The sequence below is a fragment of the Shewanella xiamenensis genome (genome assembly GCF_024971755.1).
Lineage (GTDB): Bacteria > Pseudomonadota > Gammaproteobacteria > Enterobacterales > Shewanellaceae > Shewanella > Shewanella xiamenensis.
Window position 1 is genome coordinate 3203695 of the sequence record NZ_CP079718.1, and the last position, 18903, is coordinate 3222597.

Consider the following 18903-nt stretch of genomic DNA (forward strand, 5'->3'; position numbering starts at 1 on the left):
ACAAAAAAAATCGACTAACCACACCACAATCTTTACCTTTACGTAAACTTCATATATCTTGCATAAAAATGATTAACTAAGGTGCCTGAATGAGCGCAACTAACACGCCACAAACGACTTATTCGATCAGTGATCTCTCTAAAGAGTTTGATATCACGACCCGAAGCATTCGTTTTTACGAAGACCAAGGCTTACTTAAGCCAAAACGTCGCGGTCAAACCCGTATTTACAGTCTCAAAGACAGGGTTCGACTCAAACTTATCCTGCGCGGCAAGCGCCTTGGGTTCTCCCTCGCAGAAACCCGTCGCCTATTCGAACTCTACGATGCCGACAAGAGCAGCACCACCCAGCTCAATACCATGCTTGCCCTAGTGGAAGAGAAAAAATCCGCACTGCAGCAGCAAATGGACGACATTAAAGTGGTACTGATGGAGCTGAATTCGGCCGAGCAACAATGCCGCCTCGCTTTAGAAGAAAGCAAGGCCAAGGCCTAATTCCTTCGAGGCTTGCGAGCATAGCATTAATCAACACCTCAGTTGGTACGACCGCGTGACAGGGACATATTACGCACGGTAAGACGGTTTTAAAGACTCAAGCACCTAATAATCATAAAAATATAAATTAGAACCTAAGATAGGACACAAGCAATGAACTCACTCTACACCAGTCTCAATTTTGGCCTAGGCGAAGAAGTCGATATGCTGCGCGATGCGGTGCAAGATTTCGCTAAACACGAAATCGCCCCCATTGCCGCCAAAGTCGACCACGACAACGCCTTTCCTAACGAAATTTGGCCCGTGCTCGGTGGAATGGGACTCTTAGGTGTCACAGTGCCTGAGGAATACGGCGGAGCAAATATGGGCTATCTTGCCCACGTGGTCGCCATGGAAGAGATTTCCCGCGCCTCGGCCTCTATCGGATTAAGTTACGGCGCCCACTCTAACCTGTGCGTCAATCAAATTAACCGCAACGGTAATGCTGCACAAAAAGCCAAATATTTACCCAAACTGGTGAGCGGTGAGCATATAGGCGCACTGGCAATGAGTGAGCCTAATGCCGGCTCCGATGTGGTTTCAATGAAGCTACACGCCCGTAAAGAAGGCGATCGTTATATCCTCAACGGCAACAAAATGTGGATCACCAACGGTCCCGATGCCAATACCTATGTGATTTATGCCAAAACCGACTTAACCAAAGGCGCCCACGGCATCACCGCCTTTATCGTTGAGCGCGGTTTTAAAGGTTTCAGCCAAGCGCAAAAACTCGACAAATTAGGCATGCGCGGTTCAAACACCTGCGAACTGGTGTTTGAAGATGTCGAAGTGCCAGAGGAAAACATTCTCGGCGGCCTCAACAATGGCGTCAAAGTGCTGATGAGCGGTTTAGATTACGAACGCGTCGTGCTGTCAGGCGGACCGCTGGGGATTATGAATGCCTGTATGGACATCGTCGTGCCTTATATCCACGAACGTGAGCAATTTGGTAAATCCATCGGTGAATTCCAATTAGTACAAGGCAAATTAGCCGATATGTACACTGGCATGAACGCCGCTAAAGCCTATGTCTATAGCGTGGCGAAATCCTGCGATCGCGGTGAAACCACCCGTAAAGACGCGGCGGGCGCCATTCTTTACAGCGCTGAGCTGGCGACCAAAATGGCACTGGATGCCATCCAATTACTCGGCGGTAACGGTTACGTCAACGAGTATGCCACTGGCCGCTTACTGCGCGATGCCAAACTCTATGAGATTGGCGCTGGCACCTCAGAAATTCGCCGTATGCTGATTGGCCGCGAACTCTATAACGAATCGAAATAAGCAACCTAGGGCGAACGGCGCATGACTCGGCTTAAGCCCTTCATGCCCCTTCGCCCACCGAGCCAACTGATACTGAGTTACCGCTTTATAAGGACAATCAACGTGACGCAATTAAGCAGTCGTATCAACGCCCGTAGCGATGAATTTAAAGCCAAATCCGACGATATGGCCGCCCTAGTGGCCGATCTCAAAACTAAACTCGCCAAAATTGAGCTCGGCGGCGGCCCCGTTGCCCTTGAGCGCCATTTAGCCCGCGGTAAACTCCTGCCCCGTCAACGGGTTGAGAAACTGCTCGACGCAGGTTCGCCCTTTTTAGAATTGTCGCAATTTGCGGCATTTGAAGTCTATGACGAAGAAGTGCCCGCCGCAGGGATTATCGCCGGTATAGGCCGCGTGAGTGGAGTAGAGTGCATGATTATCGCCAACGATGCCACGGTCAAAGGCGGCACTTACTACCCTATCACGGTCAAAAAACACTTAAGGGCACAAGAGATTGCCAGCCGCTGCCATTTGCCCTGTATCTATTTAGTCGACTCCGGCGGTGCTAACTTGCCCCGTCAAGATGAAGTCTTTCCCGATCGCGACCATTTCGGCCGGATTTTTTACAACCAAGCGCAAATGTCCGCCAAGGGCATTCCACAAATTGCGGTGGTGATGGGTCTGTGTACCGCGGGCGGCGCCTATGTTCCTGCCATGGCTGATGAATCTATTATCGTTAAAGATCAAGGCACTATTTTCTTAGCTGGGCCGCCGTTAGTGAAAGCCGCGACCGGTGAAGAAGTCAGCGCTGAAGAACTCGGCGGCGCCGATGTACACACTAAAATTTCAGGTGTCGCGGATCACTTAGCCCAAAACGATGAGCATGCCTTAGAGCTTGCCCGCCGCGCAGTGCTGCGTCTGAATCATCAAAAACAAATCAACAGTCTACTTAGCCCAGTTAAGCAACCTAAGTTTGATATCAACGAACTCTATGGCATCGTCGGCACAGACTTGAAAAAGCCCTTCGATGTGAAAGAAGTGATCGCCCGCATTGTCGACGACTCCGACTTCGATGAGTTTAAAGCTAACTATGGTGCGACTTTGGTCTGTGGTTTTGCCCGCATTCACGGCTATCCCGTGGGAATTGTGGCCAACAACGGCATTTTATTCTCAGAATCGGCGCAAAAAGGCGCGCACTTTATCGAACTGTGCTGCCAGCGCAAGATCCCGCTACTGTTCCTGCAAAATATCACCGGCTTTATGGTGGGTAAAAAGTACGAACACGAAGGTATCGCTAAGCATGGCGCCAAGATGGTGACCGCAGTCTCCTGCGCCAATGTGCCTAAATTCACTGTGATTATCGGTGGCAGCTACGGTGCGGGTAACTACGGTATGTGTGGCCGCGCCTTCGAGCCGACCATGATGTGGATGTGGCCCAATGCGCGCATCTCTGTGATGGGTGGCGAGCAAGCCGCTGGCGTATTAGCCACAGTGCGCCGCGACGGTTTAGCCCGTAAAGGGGAAGAATGGTCTGCTGAGGACGAAAAAGCCTTTAAAGCACCGATTATTGCCCAGTACGATAAAGAGGGTCATCCCTACCATGCCAGCGCCCGCCTGTGGGATGACGGCATTATCGACCCAGCGCAAACCCGTGATGTGGTGGGCCTTGCCCTGTCAGCCGCATTAAATGCCCCTATCGAAGACACCCGCTTCGGCGTCTTCCGTATGTAACGCATCTTGCGATGCCTTACGTATCACTCATATAGAGGGAATAACAATGACTGACACACAACACCAGAACACTAGCACTCAATACTTAGGCAATTTGCAGCACGTCAGCTATGCGCTGAATAACGGCGTGGGCGAGTTAATTCTAAACCGAGCAGAAGTGCACAACGCCTTCGATGAGGTGATGATCAGCGAAATGATCGCCGTCCTCGGTTATTTTGCCGAGCACAAAGACTGCAAACTGCTGGTATTAAAAGCCAATGGCAAAAACTTCAGCGCAGGCGCCGACTTAAATTGGATGCGCAAACAAGCCAAGATGGATTTTGATCAAAACCTGAATGACGCCAAGGCGCTGGCCAAGCTGATGCAGGATTTAGATACCTTTCCAAAACCCACTATCGCCTTAGTCCAAGGGGCAGCCTTTGGCGGCGCGCTTGGGTTAATCTGCGCCAGTGATATTGCCATCGCCACCGAGCGCGCAAGCTTCTGCTTAAGCGAAGTTAAACTCGGGCTGATCCCTGCGGTGATTAGCCCCTACGTTGCCCGCGCCATGGGCAATCGCGCCTCACGCCGCTATATGCTGACCGCGGAGCGTTTTGATGCGCAAACGGCGCTCAAACTCAATGTTATCCATGAGATAAACGACGATTTAGCGGCCGCTGCGCAGCCCATTATCACCGCGCTGCTCGCCAACAGTCCGCAGGGAATGGCATGGGTGAAGACCCTACTCGCCCGCCTCGAAGATGGCGTGATAGACCAAGATACGATTGATTACACCAGCGAGCGCATCGCCCGCATTCGGGTATCTGATGAAGGCCAAGAAGGTTTAAACGCCTTTTTTGAGAAACGTCAGCCGAACTGGCACACGCCAACAGATACTCAAGGAGTTCTTTGATGTTGACTAACAGCATGTTCACTAAGCTTTTAATTGCTAACCGTGGTGAAATTGCCTGCCGCATTATCAAAACCGCGCAGGCCATGGGCGTTCGCACCGTAGCCTTATATTCCGATGCCGATAAAAACGCCCGCCATGTTGCCATGGCCGACGAATCGTTTTACTTAGGTGGCAGCGCCCCAGCGGACTCTTACCTGAAGGGCGACTTGATTATCGAAATCGCCAAAAAGGCCCAGGCACAAGCCATCCACCCTGGTTATGGTTTTTTATCGGAAAACGCCGACTTTGCCCGCAAGTGTGAGGCGGCAGGAATCGTATTTGTTGGCCCTGGCAGCGATGCCATCGATGCCATGGGCAGCAAGAGTGCGGCCAAAGCCATTATGACGGCGGCGCAAGTGCCTTTAGTGCCGGGTTACCATGGCGACGATCAAACCGATGCCACCCTCAAGGCAGAAGCCTTAAAAATCGGCTTCCCCATGCTGATTAAAGCCGCCTACGGTGGCGGTGGCAAAGGTATGCGTATCGTTGAGCATGAAGGCGAAATCATGGACGCCATCAACTCGGCGCGCCGTGAAGCGGCCTCCTCCTTCGGTAACGATAAATTATTGATGGAGCGTTATTTACGCCAGCCCCGCCATGTCGAAGTGCAAGTGTTTGCCGATACCTTTGGCAATGCGATTTACTTATCGGATCGCGACTGCTCGATTCAGCGCCGCCATCAAAAAGTGGTCGAAGAAGCCCCAGCACCCGGTTTAAGTGATGAACTGCGCGCCCAAATGGGTGAAGCCGCGGTAGCTGCCGCCAAGGCCATCGATTATGTCGGCGCGGGAACCGTTGAATTCCTGTTAGATACCGACAATAGCTTCTACTTTATGGAGATGAATACTCGTCTGCAGGTAGAGCATCCCGTGACCGAAATGGTGACGGGCCAAGACTTAGTCAAATGGCAGTTAATGGTCGCCAGTGGCCAGCCGTTACCGCTCAAACAGGACGAAGTGCGTATCCATGGGCACGCCTTTGAGGTGCGTATTTACGCCGAAGATCCGCAAAATGAGTTTTTACCCGCCAGCGGTAAGCTCAACTTTCTGCGCGAGCCCGAGCAAAGCAAATACGTGCGTATCGATTCGGGCATCCGTGAAAACGATGTGATCAGTAACTTCTACGATCCTATGATTGCCAAGCTCATCGTGTGGGATGAGTCGCGTCCGCGTGCGCTACAGCGCCTAGTGCATGCCCTTGAGTCCTATCAAATCAGCGGGCTTAAGCACAATATTGAATTTTTGGCGAATATTGCCGAGCACCCCGCCTTTGCCAAGGCGGATTTTAGCACCGACTTTATCAACCGTTACGGCGACGCGCTGATTGGCAGTGCTTCGAGCGAAACTGATACGGCTATCGCTTTTGCCGCGCTGTATCAAGTGCTTGCCCGTAAAGAAGCCGCCAAGGCACAGGCAATTAATAGCGCCGATCCTTACTCGCCTTGGGGCCAAGTCAGTGGCTTTAGACTCAACAGCGTTAGCCAGCATACTATTGCCCTGCTCGACGATGCCCACGAGTTGCAACAATTGGTGTTATTAGACTTTGGCGATCACTACCAATTATCCCAACCCGCAGCAGAGGGCCAAGTGAGCAAGTCGCTGAGTGGTGAGCTTAAGCAGGATTTACTGTTAGCCGAAATCAACGGCCATAAGAGTAAAGTGCCTGTCAGCGCTCAGGGCGATGATTTTACGCTGTTTTTACCCTCAGGCAGTTATCACTTCAGGGCGGTTAAAACCCAAGTGGTTGAGGCAGAGTCCAGTAATGAAGATAAACTCAAGGCCCCGATGAATGGCACAGTTGTGACCCACTTAGTGGAAGTCGGTGCTGAGGTTAAGGCGGGACAAGGACTACTGGTGATGGAAGCGATGAAGATGGAATACACCATCGAAGCGCCCTTCGACGGTATTGTTACCGAGTTCTACTTCAAGGCGGGCGAGTTAGTGAGCGATGGCGCTGTGCTGCTCCATGTTGAGCCCAAAACCCAGAGCGAGGAAGCCTAAATGTCTGCGCTGGATCTTTCGAACTTAAGCTCGACCTCGGTAAGCGCCAGCTCGGATAGGGTTAGCCTATTCGAGATGGGGCCCCGTGATGGATTGCAGAATGAAGCCGCCGTCCCGACACAGGCCAAAGTCGCCTTGATTGAATCCCTCGCCGATGCGGGCGTGAAGCGAATTGAAGCAGGCAGTTTTGTGTCACCCAAATGGGTGCCACAAATGGCCGATAGTGGTGACGTATTGCGCCAAATTCGCCGTCAAGCGGGCGTGGTTTACAGCGCCCTCACCCCTAATGTCAAAGGCTTGGAGTTAGCGCTGGATGCAAAAGCTTCCGAAGTCGCTATCTTTGGTGCGGCGTCACAAAGCTTTAGCCAACGCAATATCAACTGTTCGATTGAAGAGTCGATAGAACGCTTTATCCCGTTGATGGACATGGCAAAAGCCGCCAACATCCCTGTGCGTGGCTATGTGTCCTGCGTTTTAGGTTGCCCCTATGAAGGGGAAATCGCGGCGAGCGAAGTGGCAAGAGTGTCTGAAATCCTTTACAAAATGGGCTGTTACGAAATTTCGCTCGGTGACACTATCGGTGTAGGCACGCCGTTAAAAGCCCGTAAAATGCTGCAAGCCGTGATGGAGCGAGTCCCGGTTGAAAAGCTCGCCCTGCACTTCCACGACACCTATGGCCAAGCATTAGCCAATATTACCGCCTGCCTCGACTTAGGTGTGCGCAGCTTTGATGCCTCAGTGGCGGGTCTAGGTGGTTGCCCGTATGCAAAAGGCGCATCGGGCAATCTAGCGAGTGAAGACTTGGTCTATATGCTCCACGGACTCGGTTTGAAAACGGGTATCGATTTAGAAAAACTGGCATTAGCGGGTTTTGGGATCAGCAAACAATTAAATCGTCTTAATGGCTCTAAAGTCGCCAATGCAATCTTGCAGGGCGCCAAAGCCTAGACTCAAGCGTCGAGGCGTTAAGCATACTTAGCGCCTTGGGGACTGAATAACAGTAAAAGGACATCAAAATGGCAGGACTCAATAAAGTCGTCAGCAGCTATGAAGAAGCGTTAGCAGGTTTATCCGATGATATGACCATTATGGTTGGCGGTTTTGGCCTGTGCGGTATTCCTGAAGGCTTAATCAATCAAATGGTTAAGATGGGCGTTAAGGGCTTAACCGCCATTTCAAACAACGCTGGTGTGGATGATTTCGGTCTGGGCTTATTGTTAAAACATCGCCAGATTTCGACCATGATCGCCTCCTACGTAGGTGAGAACGCCACCTTCGAACAGCAAATGCTCTCGGGCGAACTCAATGTGATTTTAACGCCGCAGGGCACGCTGGCGGAAAAAATCCGCGCGGGCGGTGCCGGTATTCCGGCGTTTTTCACCGCCACAGGCTACGGTACCCCCGTGGCGGAAGGCAAAGAAACCCGTGAAATCAAAGGCCGTCACTATGTGTTAGAAGAGTCTCTGACCGCCGATTTTGCCCTCGTTCGCGCTTGGAAAGCCGATACTATGGGTAACTTAGTGTTCCGCAAAACCGCCGCTAACTTTAACCCTATGATGGCGACTGCGGGCAAAATCACGGTAGTGGAAGCCGAGTTTATTGTGGAGCCGGGCGAGCTCGATCCTGATCATATCCATACACCCGGCATTTATGTTGATCGCGTCATCCAAGGCAAGTTCGAGAAACGTATCGAGCAGCGCACGGTAAAAGCGGCGAAATAAGAAGCGCAAACGATTAACAACGCAAGCTAAAGCGACAGAGTCTTGGCTCAAACTAGAGCCCAAAGTAAAAGCACAAAAAATTGAGGCTAATAGCGGCTCTAGGTAAAGGAAGGATAAAGATCATGGCATTATCAAGAGAACAACTGGCACAGCGCGTTGCCAAAGAATTACAAGACGGCTACTACGTCAACCTCGGTATTGGTATTCCCACGCTCGTGGCTAACTACATTCCCGCAGGTATGGAAGTGATGCTGCAATCGGAAAACGGCCTGCTCGGCATGGGTGAATTTCCGACGGAAGAAACCATAGATCCAGATTTAATCAACGCCGGCAAACAAACCGTTACCGCGGTAAAAGGCGCCTCATTTTTCTCCTCCGCCGAAAGCTTTGCCATGATCCGTGGCGGCCATGTGGACTTAACAGTACTCGGCGCCTTTGAGGTCGATGTAAATGGTTCTATCGCCTCATGGATGATCCCAGGCAAGCTTATCAAAGGCATGGGCGGCGCGATGGATTTAGTCGCGGGTGCGGAAAATATTATCGTTACTATGATGCACGCCGATAAGTACGGTAACTCTAAGCTGTTACCCGTGTGCGAATTGCCCCTCACAGGTTACGGCTGCATCAAACGTGTTGTCACCGATTTAGCCTTTATCGAGATTAAAGATGGCGCCTTCCATCTGTTAGAGCGCGCCCCCGGTGTCAGCGTTGAAGAAATTGTTAGCAAAACTGCTGGCAAATTAATAGTGCCAGACCATGTACCAGAGATGGTGTTTTAAGCGTTTTTAAGCCTAAGTATTAATGACGTCTTAGCTCCTAGCGTTCGATGCATTAACTTATTTGATTCAAGTAAGCCCAGAATATAAATCTGGGCTTTTTATTGCTTTGCTTAATCCATTGAACCTGTCGAGTGCAACAGCACTTATGCTCTGGCGACACGCCGTAAACCCATCCTTGGGGGCTCAACGAAAAAGTCCCTTTTTTCGATGGTCGCCAACGCATCAGCGCTGTTTGCTGCAATCTTCTGCACATTCACCCCTGCTTTACAAATCGTTTGAATAGATGGCCTATCCAGTCGTTTTCCTTCACAGTTAGCCACCTTGTATGCAGTTGCGGTAAACTCGCCGCAGCCAAAATAATAAGGATGCTCAAGTTGTTAGCTAAATTCCTCAATAAGCGCAGTCGCAGTCGTAAGCATATGCGCGATTATGCCAAAAACGTCTTTGAATATGACCAGTATTTACTGACGAATTATATTGACAGTGGGATGACAGATGGTTTCGAGAGAGTGAAACAATATCGTGAGTTTGATGAGGATTTTCGGCAATGGCAATTGTTTGGAGCTGAGTTTGGTGTACCCGAGTGTCATTGGGGCAATGTAGCCCAACTTACCTATATTGAATCGGGCTTGCTGGAGCCTAAGCCGCTTATGTGCTCGCTTGCTTACGGCTATTTTCATACCGCGATAGACTACTATCAATACTACACAGCTGTTGAGAAAACAGGTGAAGTAGCTAATGCCGGATGGATGACAACCAGTGTTTTTCGGCTTGTACTTATGCTGTTCTCTGAGCTGAAGACTGAGACTGACGAACTGTATCACGCCTTGGCGACCGCCTGGCGTTCAGGTTGGATAATTCGTTCCCACGGGTTTATCGGTGATTTTTTGGTGTTGTTATATGGGCGCTATTTGGGTGTTATTGAGCCGCCTTTTGCTACTGAAGTGCAAATGACACTTCGTAAAACAGCCTCCTTTCCCTATGCTGAATTTCTAGATAACTGGGATACTCAAGATGAAGTGTTTGTTCGCACTATGTTGCAAACCCTGTGTGACCATCAGGTAGAGCAAGCAGTTATCGGCGATAAAAAGTGCTTTTTTGAGTTCAACGGAGGACCACATACATATTTACCGCTAACAGCGTTAATGCTGCTAAAACTGCGATCCCTTAGGGGGTTGCCTAACCCGCAATTCAGTCATCCCGCATTTGGCGATATAACAGCGTTGTTTGAGCAAGTCTCCACAGCCTTTAGCGACTATGTCGCAGCAGAGAAAATCCAGCGGATTGAAGATGCGGCTGATGACGTGTTAACCCTGACATTAACCAGAATGCAAAGCCAAGATTTTAATGCCCATGCTATTTTTGCCAAGCGGCTCCCATCGTTAAGTGCAAGTTAAGATGTTGATTAACCATGTATTCCAATAATCCCATATTGATAACCCTGACTTAAGGCTGAGCCTATTCAAGCCTTAAGTCATTCCAATGCAAACGAGAGGACAAAGGATGTACCAGATTGCGATTGTGATATTTGATGAATTTACCGATATCGATTTCTTTTTAATGCGCGATATTCTCGGCCGCACAACAACCGATTGGACTGTCAAAGTGCTAGGCACCAAACCTAGCCACAGGTCAAGTTTGGGGATGACGGTAGAAACCGATGGTCATGTCGCGCAAGTCGCCGATGCTGACGTGGTATTATTCAGCAGTGGCTACAAAGGCGTACCTGCCGCACTTGCGGATCCTGAGTTTATGTCGGCCCTTAAATTAGATCCCGCACGGCAATTGCTTGGCAGTATTTGTGCGGGCTCATTCTTCTTTGCCAAGTTAGGCTTACTCGACAATATTTCGGCGACGACGCATCCGGATGCCAAAGCCGCATTAGTAGCCATGGGCGTGGAGGTGGAAGACTCAGCTCTGGTGATCAATGGCAATATTGCCACTGCGGGAGGTTGTTTGTCCTCACTCTATTTAACGGGTTGGGTAGCGGAGCGTTTATTTGACAGTGCAAAGCGCCGCGAAATTCATCGGCAACTGATCCCCGCAGGCCAAGCCGATGTGTTTGACGCCTTAATCGAATCCTCGATTGCCTCAGCCATTCGCTAACACAGCGCCTCAGGATAAAAGGCCTTCAATAATGACACTCAAAGCACTACTCAATCAGTTAAAAACCGAACACAAGCTCACCAGCGCAGCCGAACTAGCGGCGCTATTGGCGCAAGATGAAGCGCTAGTCCAGCAGATCAAACAAGCGGATGCGCAGTATTGGGTCAACTTTAACAAGCAGACGTTTGATGGTTGGTACTGCGTCGCTACGCCATCGAATGCCAGCTACCATGTGTACTATCAAGAGCGTGGGCAACATTGCTGGGGAGAAGAGGTATTTAGCGATCAACATTTAGCAATCGCTACGGTGATATTTGCTTCAGGACTGTTCCATGCAGAATAAATACATCAGTGCTAAGTCTTAATAATATTTGATAAATCCAGCGGCATAACAATTAATGCCAAGGCTTTATGCCTAAACCGGATTCAACCCCCGTAACAAAGCCATCAATCTACTGCCACTTACAATATTGATGGCTTTTCATCTGAGTGACTTACTGTTAAGTTAAGGTTATGTTTTTATAAGCAATTGACGTTCAGATTGAGCGAGACAATGGCAGCGGAGTATTCACTATGGATTGGTTACTGATCGCCCTCGCAGGTTTACTCGGCGGCATGCTAAATGCAGTGGCGGGCGGCGGCAGCTTTATCACCTTATTTGCCCTTGTGTTTGTCGGCGTGCCACCACTGATGGCCAACGCTACAGGCACTGCCGCTCTGCTCCCCGGCTACCTTGCCAGTGCCTGGCGTTTTCGAAAAGAGATTGAATATCCTGCAAATCTTAATCTAAAAACCCTGTGCTTGATCGCCATTGCGGGCGGATGCCTAGGCGCGGCAATTCTTCTAAACACCAGCGAGCAAGTCTTTGCTTATCTTGTCCCTTGGTTAATTTTGCTGGCAACCCTCGCCTTTATCGCTGGACCTTGGTTACTGAAAAAACGTTTAGCCCATGCCAGCGTCACCCGAGTGAATACCGTCAAGCCACTGACTGCAATGATGATTCTCTTCATCGTTTGTATTTACGGCGGCTATTTTAATGGGGGATTAGGGATTATTTTACTCGCAACCTTTGGGCTACTCGGTCAAACCCAATTACATGGGATGAACGGGCTTAAAAATTTGCTCTCCGCCCTACTCACCACCATTGCCGTGGTTATATACGCCCTAGGTAATCTGATTGATGGACAATATCTGTTACTGCTTGCCATTATGGCGATTATTGGCGGCTATCTTGGCGCCGCGCTGGCTTATCGCATTCCCCAATCACTGCTGCGGGGTTTTATTGTGCTTGTCGGTTTCGCTATGAGTGTGGGATTTTTTATGCGTTAACCCCTTTGCGTTAGCCTAAAATATGCCAACCTCAAGAGTCATGTATTGGCAAACTACCTGCTTAATAGAAATCTAGATACTGGATAAAACAAGGAAGCGTGATGGGCGCCATTTCAATTAGACAAGCACAGATAGCCGACCATAACGCCATGACGGCCTTACTGTTGCAGCTGGGTTATAGTGCCACCGAGGCGCAGTTACATCAGTATCTCGATGATCCTAAAAGATCGGATGAAATCTATCTCGCCGAGTCTGAGGGAGTTGTGGTTGGGTTGATAAGTATAGGGCGTGTTGGCGTTTCAGGGTTATTTTTGCAGCTATTTGGCTGACGTTTATGCAAGGCAAAGTCCGTGCAGTGTAGTTATTCTACATAAACGGACGATAACGCAGCAGAAACGCCAGCCAAATGCTGCCCGAAGGGTTCGTCTGGCAAGCCCTTGCTCTTTGTCACTCGTCATTTGAGTAGAATAACTACACATCATTCCTCGTTTCGCGAGCACGTGCTTGCCAGAACGAACAAAATTTAATCTCGAAACGTCAACACGCCCTAATCTTTTTGATTATTTTCCCTCGCAGCAGCAAATCTGCCGCATTACTGCTTTAGTGGTGACTGAGGCCAGTCGAGGCTTAGGTGTGGGGACGCAACTAATTGATTTTGCGAAATCGAGGGCAAGTGAACGAGGTTGTCGCCAACTTGAGGTCACCACGTCAATGAGACGGGAACAGACCCAAGCTTACTATGAGTCCATTGGCTTTGAGAAAACCTCCTTTCGCTATATTCAAGCTCTTGAAGTTAACCCAAAGTAAGTTTACCCAAATAAATTAGGCGCTTAAGTGTACTTAAGCGCCTAATTTATTTGGGTAAGCGTTCGCGAGGGATTAATCCTGCGCTAATTCCTTTTCTAATTGCTGGGCAATCGCTTCTGGCGAGCCGCTATTACGGGCAAAAAGACCGTAGGCAGTTGGGATCACATAAATGGTAAACAACGTCGCCAGCATAATGCCCGCAAGCACCACTACGCCAATCACAAAGCGGGTTTCAGCACCTGCGCCCGTTGCCAAAACCAGAGGGACGGCGCCCGCGGCAGTGGTAATCCCCGTCATCAGGATAGGCCGTAAACGCTGGCATGAGGCTTGGATAATGGCGCGGTCAAAATCGACGCCCTTATCCCGCAACTGGTTGGCAAATTCGACGATCAGAATACCGTTTTTCGCCGCCAAACCGACCAGCATAATAATCCCAATCTGACTGTAGATATTAAGGCTCTGCCCCGTAAACCACAGCCCTATCAAGGCGCCAACCGTGGCAAGCGGTACCGTCAACATGATCACCATAGGGTGAATATAGCTTTCAAACTGCGCCGCTAATACCAGGAACACAATCCCAAGCGCCAGCAAGAACACAAAGTACATTGAGCTGCCAGACTCTTGATAATCCAGCGATTGTCCCTTGTAGCTGATGACAGCTTCCGCAGGCAAGTAAGCTCGCGCCACTTGATTGAGGTAATCCAGCGCTTCGCCTAGGCTATAACCATCCGCCAAGCTGGCCTCAATGGTAATCGCCCGCATACGGTTGTAGCGGTTAAGGGAGCTGGCATCGGCAAACTCTTCTACCGTAACTAAGTTGGATAATGGGATCAGCTCCTTCGTCCGTTCAGAGCGAACATAGATATTTTGCAGATCGGCCGCGGTATTTTGGTTACTGCGCTCCCCTTCCACAATCACATCATACTCTTCGCCATCACGCATAAAGGTGGTGACAAGGCGCGAACCTAACATAGATTCTAAGGTGCGACCGATATTAGAAATTGACACCCCTAGGCTTGCTGCCCTGTCTCTATCAATCACCACTCTAAGCTGCGGTTTGGTCTCTTTATAATCGTGGTCAAGGCCAAGCAGTTTAGGATTTTCCGCCACCTTTTCCATCATAATATCCCGCCAAGCAGCGAGTTCCTCATAGCTTGGACCACCAATAACAAATTGCACTGGTTTGCCCACGCCACGGCCAAAGGCTTGGCGCATCACAGGGAAAGCCTGCACACCGGCTAAATCCGCGAGGCGCTTGTTAATATCGACAATCACTTCTTTCATAGGACGACGTTGCCCCCAATCCTCGAGCACAATAATCGCCATACCGTTAGAGAAGTCTGCCGCGCGGCCAAAGCCACGGGGCGCACGAATCAGCAAACGCTTGATATCCCCCGAATCCACCAATGGCATTAGGCGGCTTTCTACCTCAGTCATATAGGATTCGATATACTCGTAACTCGCCCCCTGAGGCCCGTTAATCATTAAAAATAATGAGCCTCGATCCTCCTGCGGTGCAAATTCCTGCGGTACTTTTTGGGCAAGAAACACACTACTACCGAGCGCAATCAACACGATAACTGACATCAGCACTGGTTTTGCCATCGCGCTCTCTAGCGAGCTTTGATAGCGACGGGAAATGCCTGTCATAATGCTATCAACCTTACGCACTAGCCATGAGTCCTGCGACGCGGGTTTAAGCAGCTTAGAGCACATCATCGGGCTTAGGGTTAACGCCACGATACTGGAGAAAATCACCGCCGCACTCATGGCCACCGCAAACTCCTTAAAGAGCTTGCCTAAGTCTCCTTCGAGGAACGTGATCGGCATAAATACCGCCACTAACACTAAGGTGGTGGCAATGACCGCAAAGGCGACTTCACGGGCACCAAGAAACGCCGCTTTTAAGGGGGAATCCCCTTCTTCGATACGGCGGTGAATGTTCTCCAACATCACTATCGCATCGTCCACCACCATACCGATGGCGAGGATCATCGCCAGCAGCGTCAACAGGTTGATGGTATATCCCAAGGCATAGAGCACGATAAACGTGCCGAGCAAAGACACGGGCACGGTAATTGCAGGGATTAACATGGCACGCACGCTGCCAAGGAATAGATAAATCACAATAATCACTAAGATCATTGCGGTAAACAGCGTTTGATACACCTCTTTGATCGAGGCTTCGATAAACACTGAGCTATCGTAGCTACGCTTAATCGACATTCCCGCTGGTAATGTAGGATTGATTTTATCGACTAACGCATTAACGGCGCGGGCCACTTCTAAGGTGTTGGCGGTCGACTGTTTCGACACCCCAAGACCAATCATGGCCTCCTTGTTGCCGCGGAACATGATGCGCTCTTCTTCCGAGCCAATGTCCACCTTAGCCACATCGCCAAGTTTGACTAAATAGCCGTCTTCACCTTGGGAAATCACCAAATTGGCAAAGTCCTCGGCGGTGCGATAACTACGCTCTAAACGCACGGTAAAGTGACGCTCCTTGGACTCGAGTGAACCTGCGGGCAACTCAACGTTTTCAGCCCTTAATGCGGCTTCAACATCAGCAACTGTAAGGCTTCTGGATGCTAGGGCTTGTCTGTCGAGCCACACGCGCATGGCGTAAACTTTGCCACCACCAATACGGATCATCGACACCCCGTCCACCACGGACAGACGGTCGGATAAATAACGACGGGTGTAATCGGTCAGCTCTAATGTGGTCATTTGATCCGACACTAGGTTGAGCCACATAATCACTTCATCGCCACCGTTGGCCTTTTGTACCTCTGGGGGATCGGCTTCTTCGGGTAAGTTATCTAACAGGCCCGAAATTCTGTCGCGTACGTCGTTGGCCGCATCTTCAATGTTGCGGCTGATATCGAACTCTAAGGTCACCTGCGAGCGACCATCGCTGCTCGATGAACTCACATGGCGAATACCTTCAACGCCGCTGATCCTATCTTCAATCAGCTGGGTGATACGGCTCTCGACCACGGCGGCACTGGCGCCGCGATAGTTGGTTTCAATCGAGACAATCGGCGGGTCGATGTTAGGGTATTCCCGCAGCGGTAACTTATCGAATGCCACTAAACCAAAGGCCACCAGCAATAGGCTAATAACCGAGGCAAATACCGGTCGTTTAACGGAAAGATCGGTCAGGATCATACACTTGGCTCCGCATTAGCATCGGAAAGATAGCTAAACTTCTCAGCCAATTCGGTTTTGACCACATCGCCTGGGTGCACTTTGAGTAGCCCGCGGATCACCACGTTTTCACCAATCTCTAAACCACCGAGGATTTCGACCCAGCCGCGGGTACGAATACCAATGGTGACTTGCTTACGCTCAATCACATTGTCCTTATTGACGCTGTAAACAAAGTGCTCTTTTTGGATTGGGATAATCGCCGACTCAGGCAACATCAAGGCCTCACGGCTGCGCTTGATGAGTTTCACCTTCATCAGCATCCCAGGCAGTAAGCGTAAATCCGGATTTGGGATTTCGGCGCGCACAATCACGGCACGAGTGGTTGGATTAACGCGGCTATCGATAGAAATCACTTTGCCTTTAAAGATTTCATCAGGGAAAGCTACGGCTTTGGCTTCGACTTGCTTGCCGGGCTGTAAGTCTTGAATAAAGCGCTCAGGCACCGAAAAGTCTAATTTAATCTTAGAGATATCATCGAGTGTGGTGATCTCAGTCCCCGGAGTCACTAAGCTACCCACACTCACTTGGCGCAGGCCTAAACGACCATTAAAGGGCGCCACTATGCTGCGATCATTTAGAGATGATTGTGCCTGCTCTAACTCGGCGCGGGTGGTATCGATTAAGGTTTGCAGGCGGTCACGCTCTAACTCTGCCACAGTGCGGCTGGTCACCAGAGAGCTGATCCGCGCTAACTCGCGTTGATTGTCACTCACCTTCACCTGCGCCACTTTCACTTTGGCTATCTGCTCGGCATTTTGCAATTGCACCAATAAGTCGCCCTTCTTGACGATATCGCCATCATCAAACTTGAGAGAGGTGACCACATCGGTGACTTTAGGCGTGATAGTGACAGACTCATAGGCCTTGTTGGTGCCTATGGCTTCGACTTCGTCACGCACGGGCGCCATAGCGGCAGTCGCGATGACCACATTAGGGGTGAGCTTAACATTAGCTTTCTGCGGTGCTTGGGGTTGCATACTTTGGTATCCAAACCAGCCCGCAGCCAAAATAGCGATGATAATTATGATTTTTTTCATCTGGCTTCCAAATGATGATGACTCGCATTAGTGACGGCTAGTTTACCCACTCGCATCATTGCATCAATACGTTTTACTTTTTCTTACAAATTACGCTGAGCGCGCAAAATTTGTAATAACGCTGCGGACAAGTCGAAAAACACCACAGAGGTGAAGAATGCAATACGATACATGGCAATTTAAGCGGATTGTTTCAAAATAACTCACAACTTAAGCGGTTTAATCTAAAACCATAATATAACTATTGATATTACCTAGAAATATTCTGATACATCATGCTGTATCGTCCTAGAGCAATAGGCTGAATTGCAGACACAAAAAAGGGCGATAAATCGCCCTTTTTGACTGAGGTGGAATTAACGCAGTTTGCGCTCTTCTTTCATCAGATTCGACAATGATTCATACACCTTGGCGACAACGTCATTCGATAACGGCTGATCTTCAGCGTCACGAAGCAAAATCTTAGTCTCATCAGGGGTATCACCGTCTTGTAAGAGTAAACGGTAGCTACCTTCTTTTAAGGACAATTGATTGTCGTTCCACAATGAACTCCAGAAACCGGAGTTATCGGTAAACTTGATAAAGTACAGGCCTTTAGCACTGTCCATATCTGAAATTTCAAAGCCCATTTCTGGCAATACTATACGCAGACGATCCCACACTTGCTTATAGGAAGCCTTAGCAGACCAATATGCAGCACCCTCTTCTGGCGTGACCAAATCAACATTGATCCCTAAGGTCTGCTTTAAGCGGTTTGCTTGAATGGTTTGCTCACGCTTAACGCTCATATAAGCAATGGCACTGTTAAGCATATCGATGGTGTAACGCTGCTTATCCTCACCACTGAGCATTACATCCTGCTCTTTACCATCGTAAAACTCTTCGTGTTCTACTAAGTGAATAACGATATTAGCGGTACGGCCGTGTGGACGGGTTTCGATATCGAAGCGATAACGCTGACGCAGCAGATATTCTTTATCTGAGCCCCATAAACTTGACTCCAACACCTCTCGGCTTTCAATCCAATCGGTTTCAATGTTGCCTTTATCATAGTCGCGACTACGAACAGGGATCGCTTGCTTCGCTAAGAATCCATCTAAGTTAGCGAAAATCTCTTGCTTAAGATCGACACTGTTATCAATCGATTCAACCACAATCTTAATGTTATCGCTGCCCTCTTCCACATGCGTACCTTCTGCCATTGGCAAAACTTGCAGTGGTGGGCGGATATCAAGGTTTTTACCAACAAGCGCAGGGTTTGCTTTAGCGCCGATTGCCGGAACCTCGTATTCTTTATTGTAAGGCGGCGTTTTCAATCCCTCAGGGATCTTTAGCATTGGCGCTTGCTCAGCCTGAACATAGTCTTCAGCACCGTTGGCTTGGCGACGCTCTAATGGCGAACTACAAGCTGCAACAGCAGCAACTAAGAACAGTGGAGTGACTTTCTTTAACATTA

Annotated in this window: 16 protein-coding genes and 1 pseudogene; 14 read left to right on the plus strand and 3 right to left on the minus strand. The window is 49.6% G+C overall.

Annotated elements, in window-relative coordinates; all coding sequences use genetic code 11:
* The first annotated feature begins 89 nt into the window (after positions 1-89).
* The 14 genes and pseudogenes from KXJ80_RS15285 to KXJ80_RS15350 form a co-directional block, all read left to right on the plus strand.
* The gene (locus KXJ80_RS15285) at positions 90-494 is read left to right on the plus strand and encodes a MerR family transcriptional regulator (RefSeq protein ID WP_011623082.1); all 405 of its coding nucleotides are present in this window, start codon (positions 90-92) and stop codon (positions 492-494) included.
* Between the two features lie 153 nt (positions 495-647).
* The gene (locus tag KXJ80_RS15290; RefSeq protein ID WP_099458073.1) at positions 648-1817 is read left to right on the plus strand and encodes an isovaleryl-CoA dehydrogenase; all 1170 of its coding nucleotides are present in this window, start codon (positions 648-650) and stop codon (positions 1815-1817) included.
* Between the two features lie 102 nt (positions 1818-1919).
* Positions 1920-3527: a carboxyl transferase domain-containing protein gene (locus KXJ80_RS15295; protein ID WP_099458072.1), complete on the plus strand. Its 1608-nt coding sequence runs from the start codon at positions 1920-1922 to the stop codon at positions 3525-3527.
* Positions 3528-3573: 46 nt separating this feature from the next.
* Entirely contained in the window at positions 3574-4419 is an 846-nt protein-coding gene (locus tag KXJ80_RS15300; RefSeq protein WP_218738384.1) for an enoyl-CoA hydratase-related protein, read from the plus strand.
* Positions 4419-6458, plus strand: a complete 2040-nt coding sequence (locus KXJ80_RS15305) for an acetyl/propionyl/methylcrotonyl-CoA carboxylase subunit alpha (protein WP_218738383.1) — start codon at positions 4419-4421, stop codon at positions 6456-6458. Before KXJ80_RS15300 ends, KXJ80_RS15305 begins: the two co-directional genes overlap by 1 nt.
* Positions 6459-7406 carry a hydroxymethylglutaryl-CoA lyase gene (locus KXJ80_RS15310; protein ID WP_218738382.1) on the plus strand — a complete coding sequence of 316 codons (948 nt, stop codon included), beginning with the start codon at positions 6459-6461 and terminating at the stop codon, positions 7404-7406. It begins immediately after the preceding gene.
* 68 nt (positions 7407-7474) lie between these two features.
* Positions 7475-8179 carry a CoA transferase subunit A gene (locus KXJ80_RS15315; RefSeq protein WP_011623088.1) on the plus strand — a complete coding sequence of 235 codons (705 nt, stop codon included), beginning with the start codon at positions 7475-7477 and terminating at the stop codon, positions 8177-8179.
* Positions 8180-8301: 122 nt separating this feature from the next.
* Entirely contained in the window at positions 8302-8958 is a 657-nt protein-coding gene (locus KXJ80_RS15320; protein ID WP_011623089.1) for a 3-oxoacid CoA-transferase subunit B, read from the plus strand.
* A gap of 365 nt (positions 8959-9323) precedes the next feature.
* The gene (locus KXJ80_RS15325) at positions 9324-10355 is read left to right on the plus strand and encodes a hypothetical protein (protein ID WP_256931086.1); all 1032 of its coding nucleotides are present in this window, start codon (positions 9324-9326) and stop codon (positions 10353-10355) included.
* A gap of 106 nt (positions 10356-10461) precedes the next feature.
* Positions 10462-11064, plus strand: coding sequence for a DJ-1/PfpI family protein (locus KXJ80_RS15330; protein WP_218738380.1), 603 nt, complete (start codon positions 10462-10464; stop codon positions 11062-11064).
* A 31-nt stretch (positions 11065-11095) separates the two neighbouring features.
* Positions 11096-11407 carry a cytoplasmic protein gene (locus tag KXJ80_RS15335; RefSeq protein ID WP_218738379.1) on the plus strand — a complete coding sequence of 104 codons (312 nt, stop codon included), beginning with the start codon at positions 11096-11098 and terminating at the stop codon, positions 11405-11407.
* A gap of 230 nt (positions 11408-11637) precedes the next feature.
* On the plus strand, positions 11638-12393 hold the full coding sequence (locus tag KXJ80_RS15340; RefSeq protein ID WP_218738378.1) for a sulfite exporter TauE/SafE family protein: 756 nt from the start codon (positions 11638-11640) through the stop codon (positions 12391-12393).
* A 101-nt stretch (positions 12394-12494) separates the two neighbouring features.
* Positions 12495-12722 carry a hypothetical protein gene (locus KXJ80_RS15345; protein ID WP_122040746.1) on the plus strand — a complete coding sequence of 76 codons (228 nt, stop codon included), beginning with the start codon at positions 12495-12497 and terminating at the stop codon, positions 12720-12722.
* 226 nt (positions 12723-12948) lie between these two features.
* A pseudogene (locus KXJ80_RS15350) lies at positions 12949-13200 on the plus strand (GNAT family N-acetyltransferase); the annotation flags it as partial.
* A 72-nt stretch (positions 13201-13272) separates the two neighbouring features.
* On the opposite strand, the gene KXJ80_RS15355 reads toward KXJ80_RS15350, so the two are convergent.
* From KXJ80_RS15355 to bamC, 3 genes are all read right to left on the minus strand, one after another.
* Positions 13273-16368, minus strand: coding sequence for an efflux RND transporter permease subunit (locus KXJ80_RS15355; RefSeq protein WP_218738377.1), 3096 nt, complete (start codon positions 16366-16368; stop codon positions 13273-13275).
* A complete protein-coding gene (locus KXJ80_RS15360; RefSeq protein ID WP_011623099.1) occupies positions 16365-17447 on the minus strand; it encodes an efflux RND transporter periplasmic adaptor subunit in 1083 nt (360 codons plus the stop codon). Before KXJ80_RS15360 ends, KXJ80_RS15355 begins: the two co-directional genes overlap by 4 nt.
* A 356-nt stretch (positions 17448-17803) precedes the next feature.
* Positions 17804-18901 carry an NlpB/DapX family lipoprotein gene (gene bamC, locus KXJ80_RS15365; protein ID WP_037417567.1) on the minus strand — a complete coding sequence of 366 codons (1098 nt, stop codon included), beginning with the start codon at positions 18899-18901 and terminating at the stop codon, positions 17804-17806.
* Positions 18902-18903: the final 2 nt, after the last annotated feature.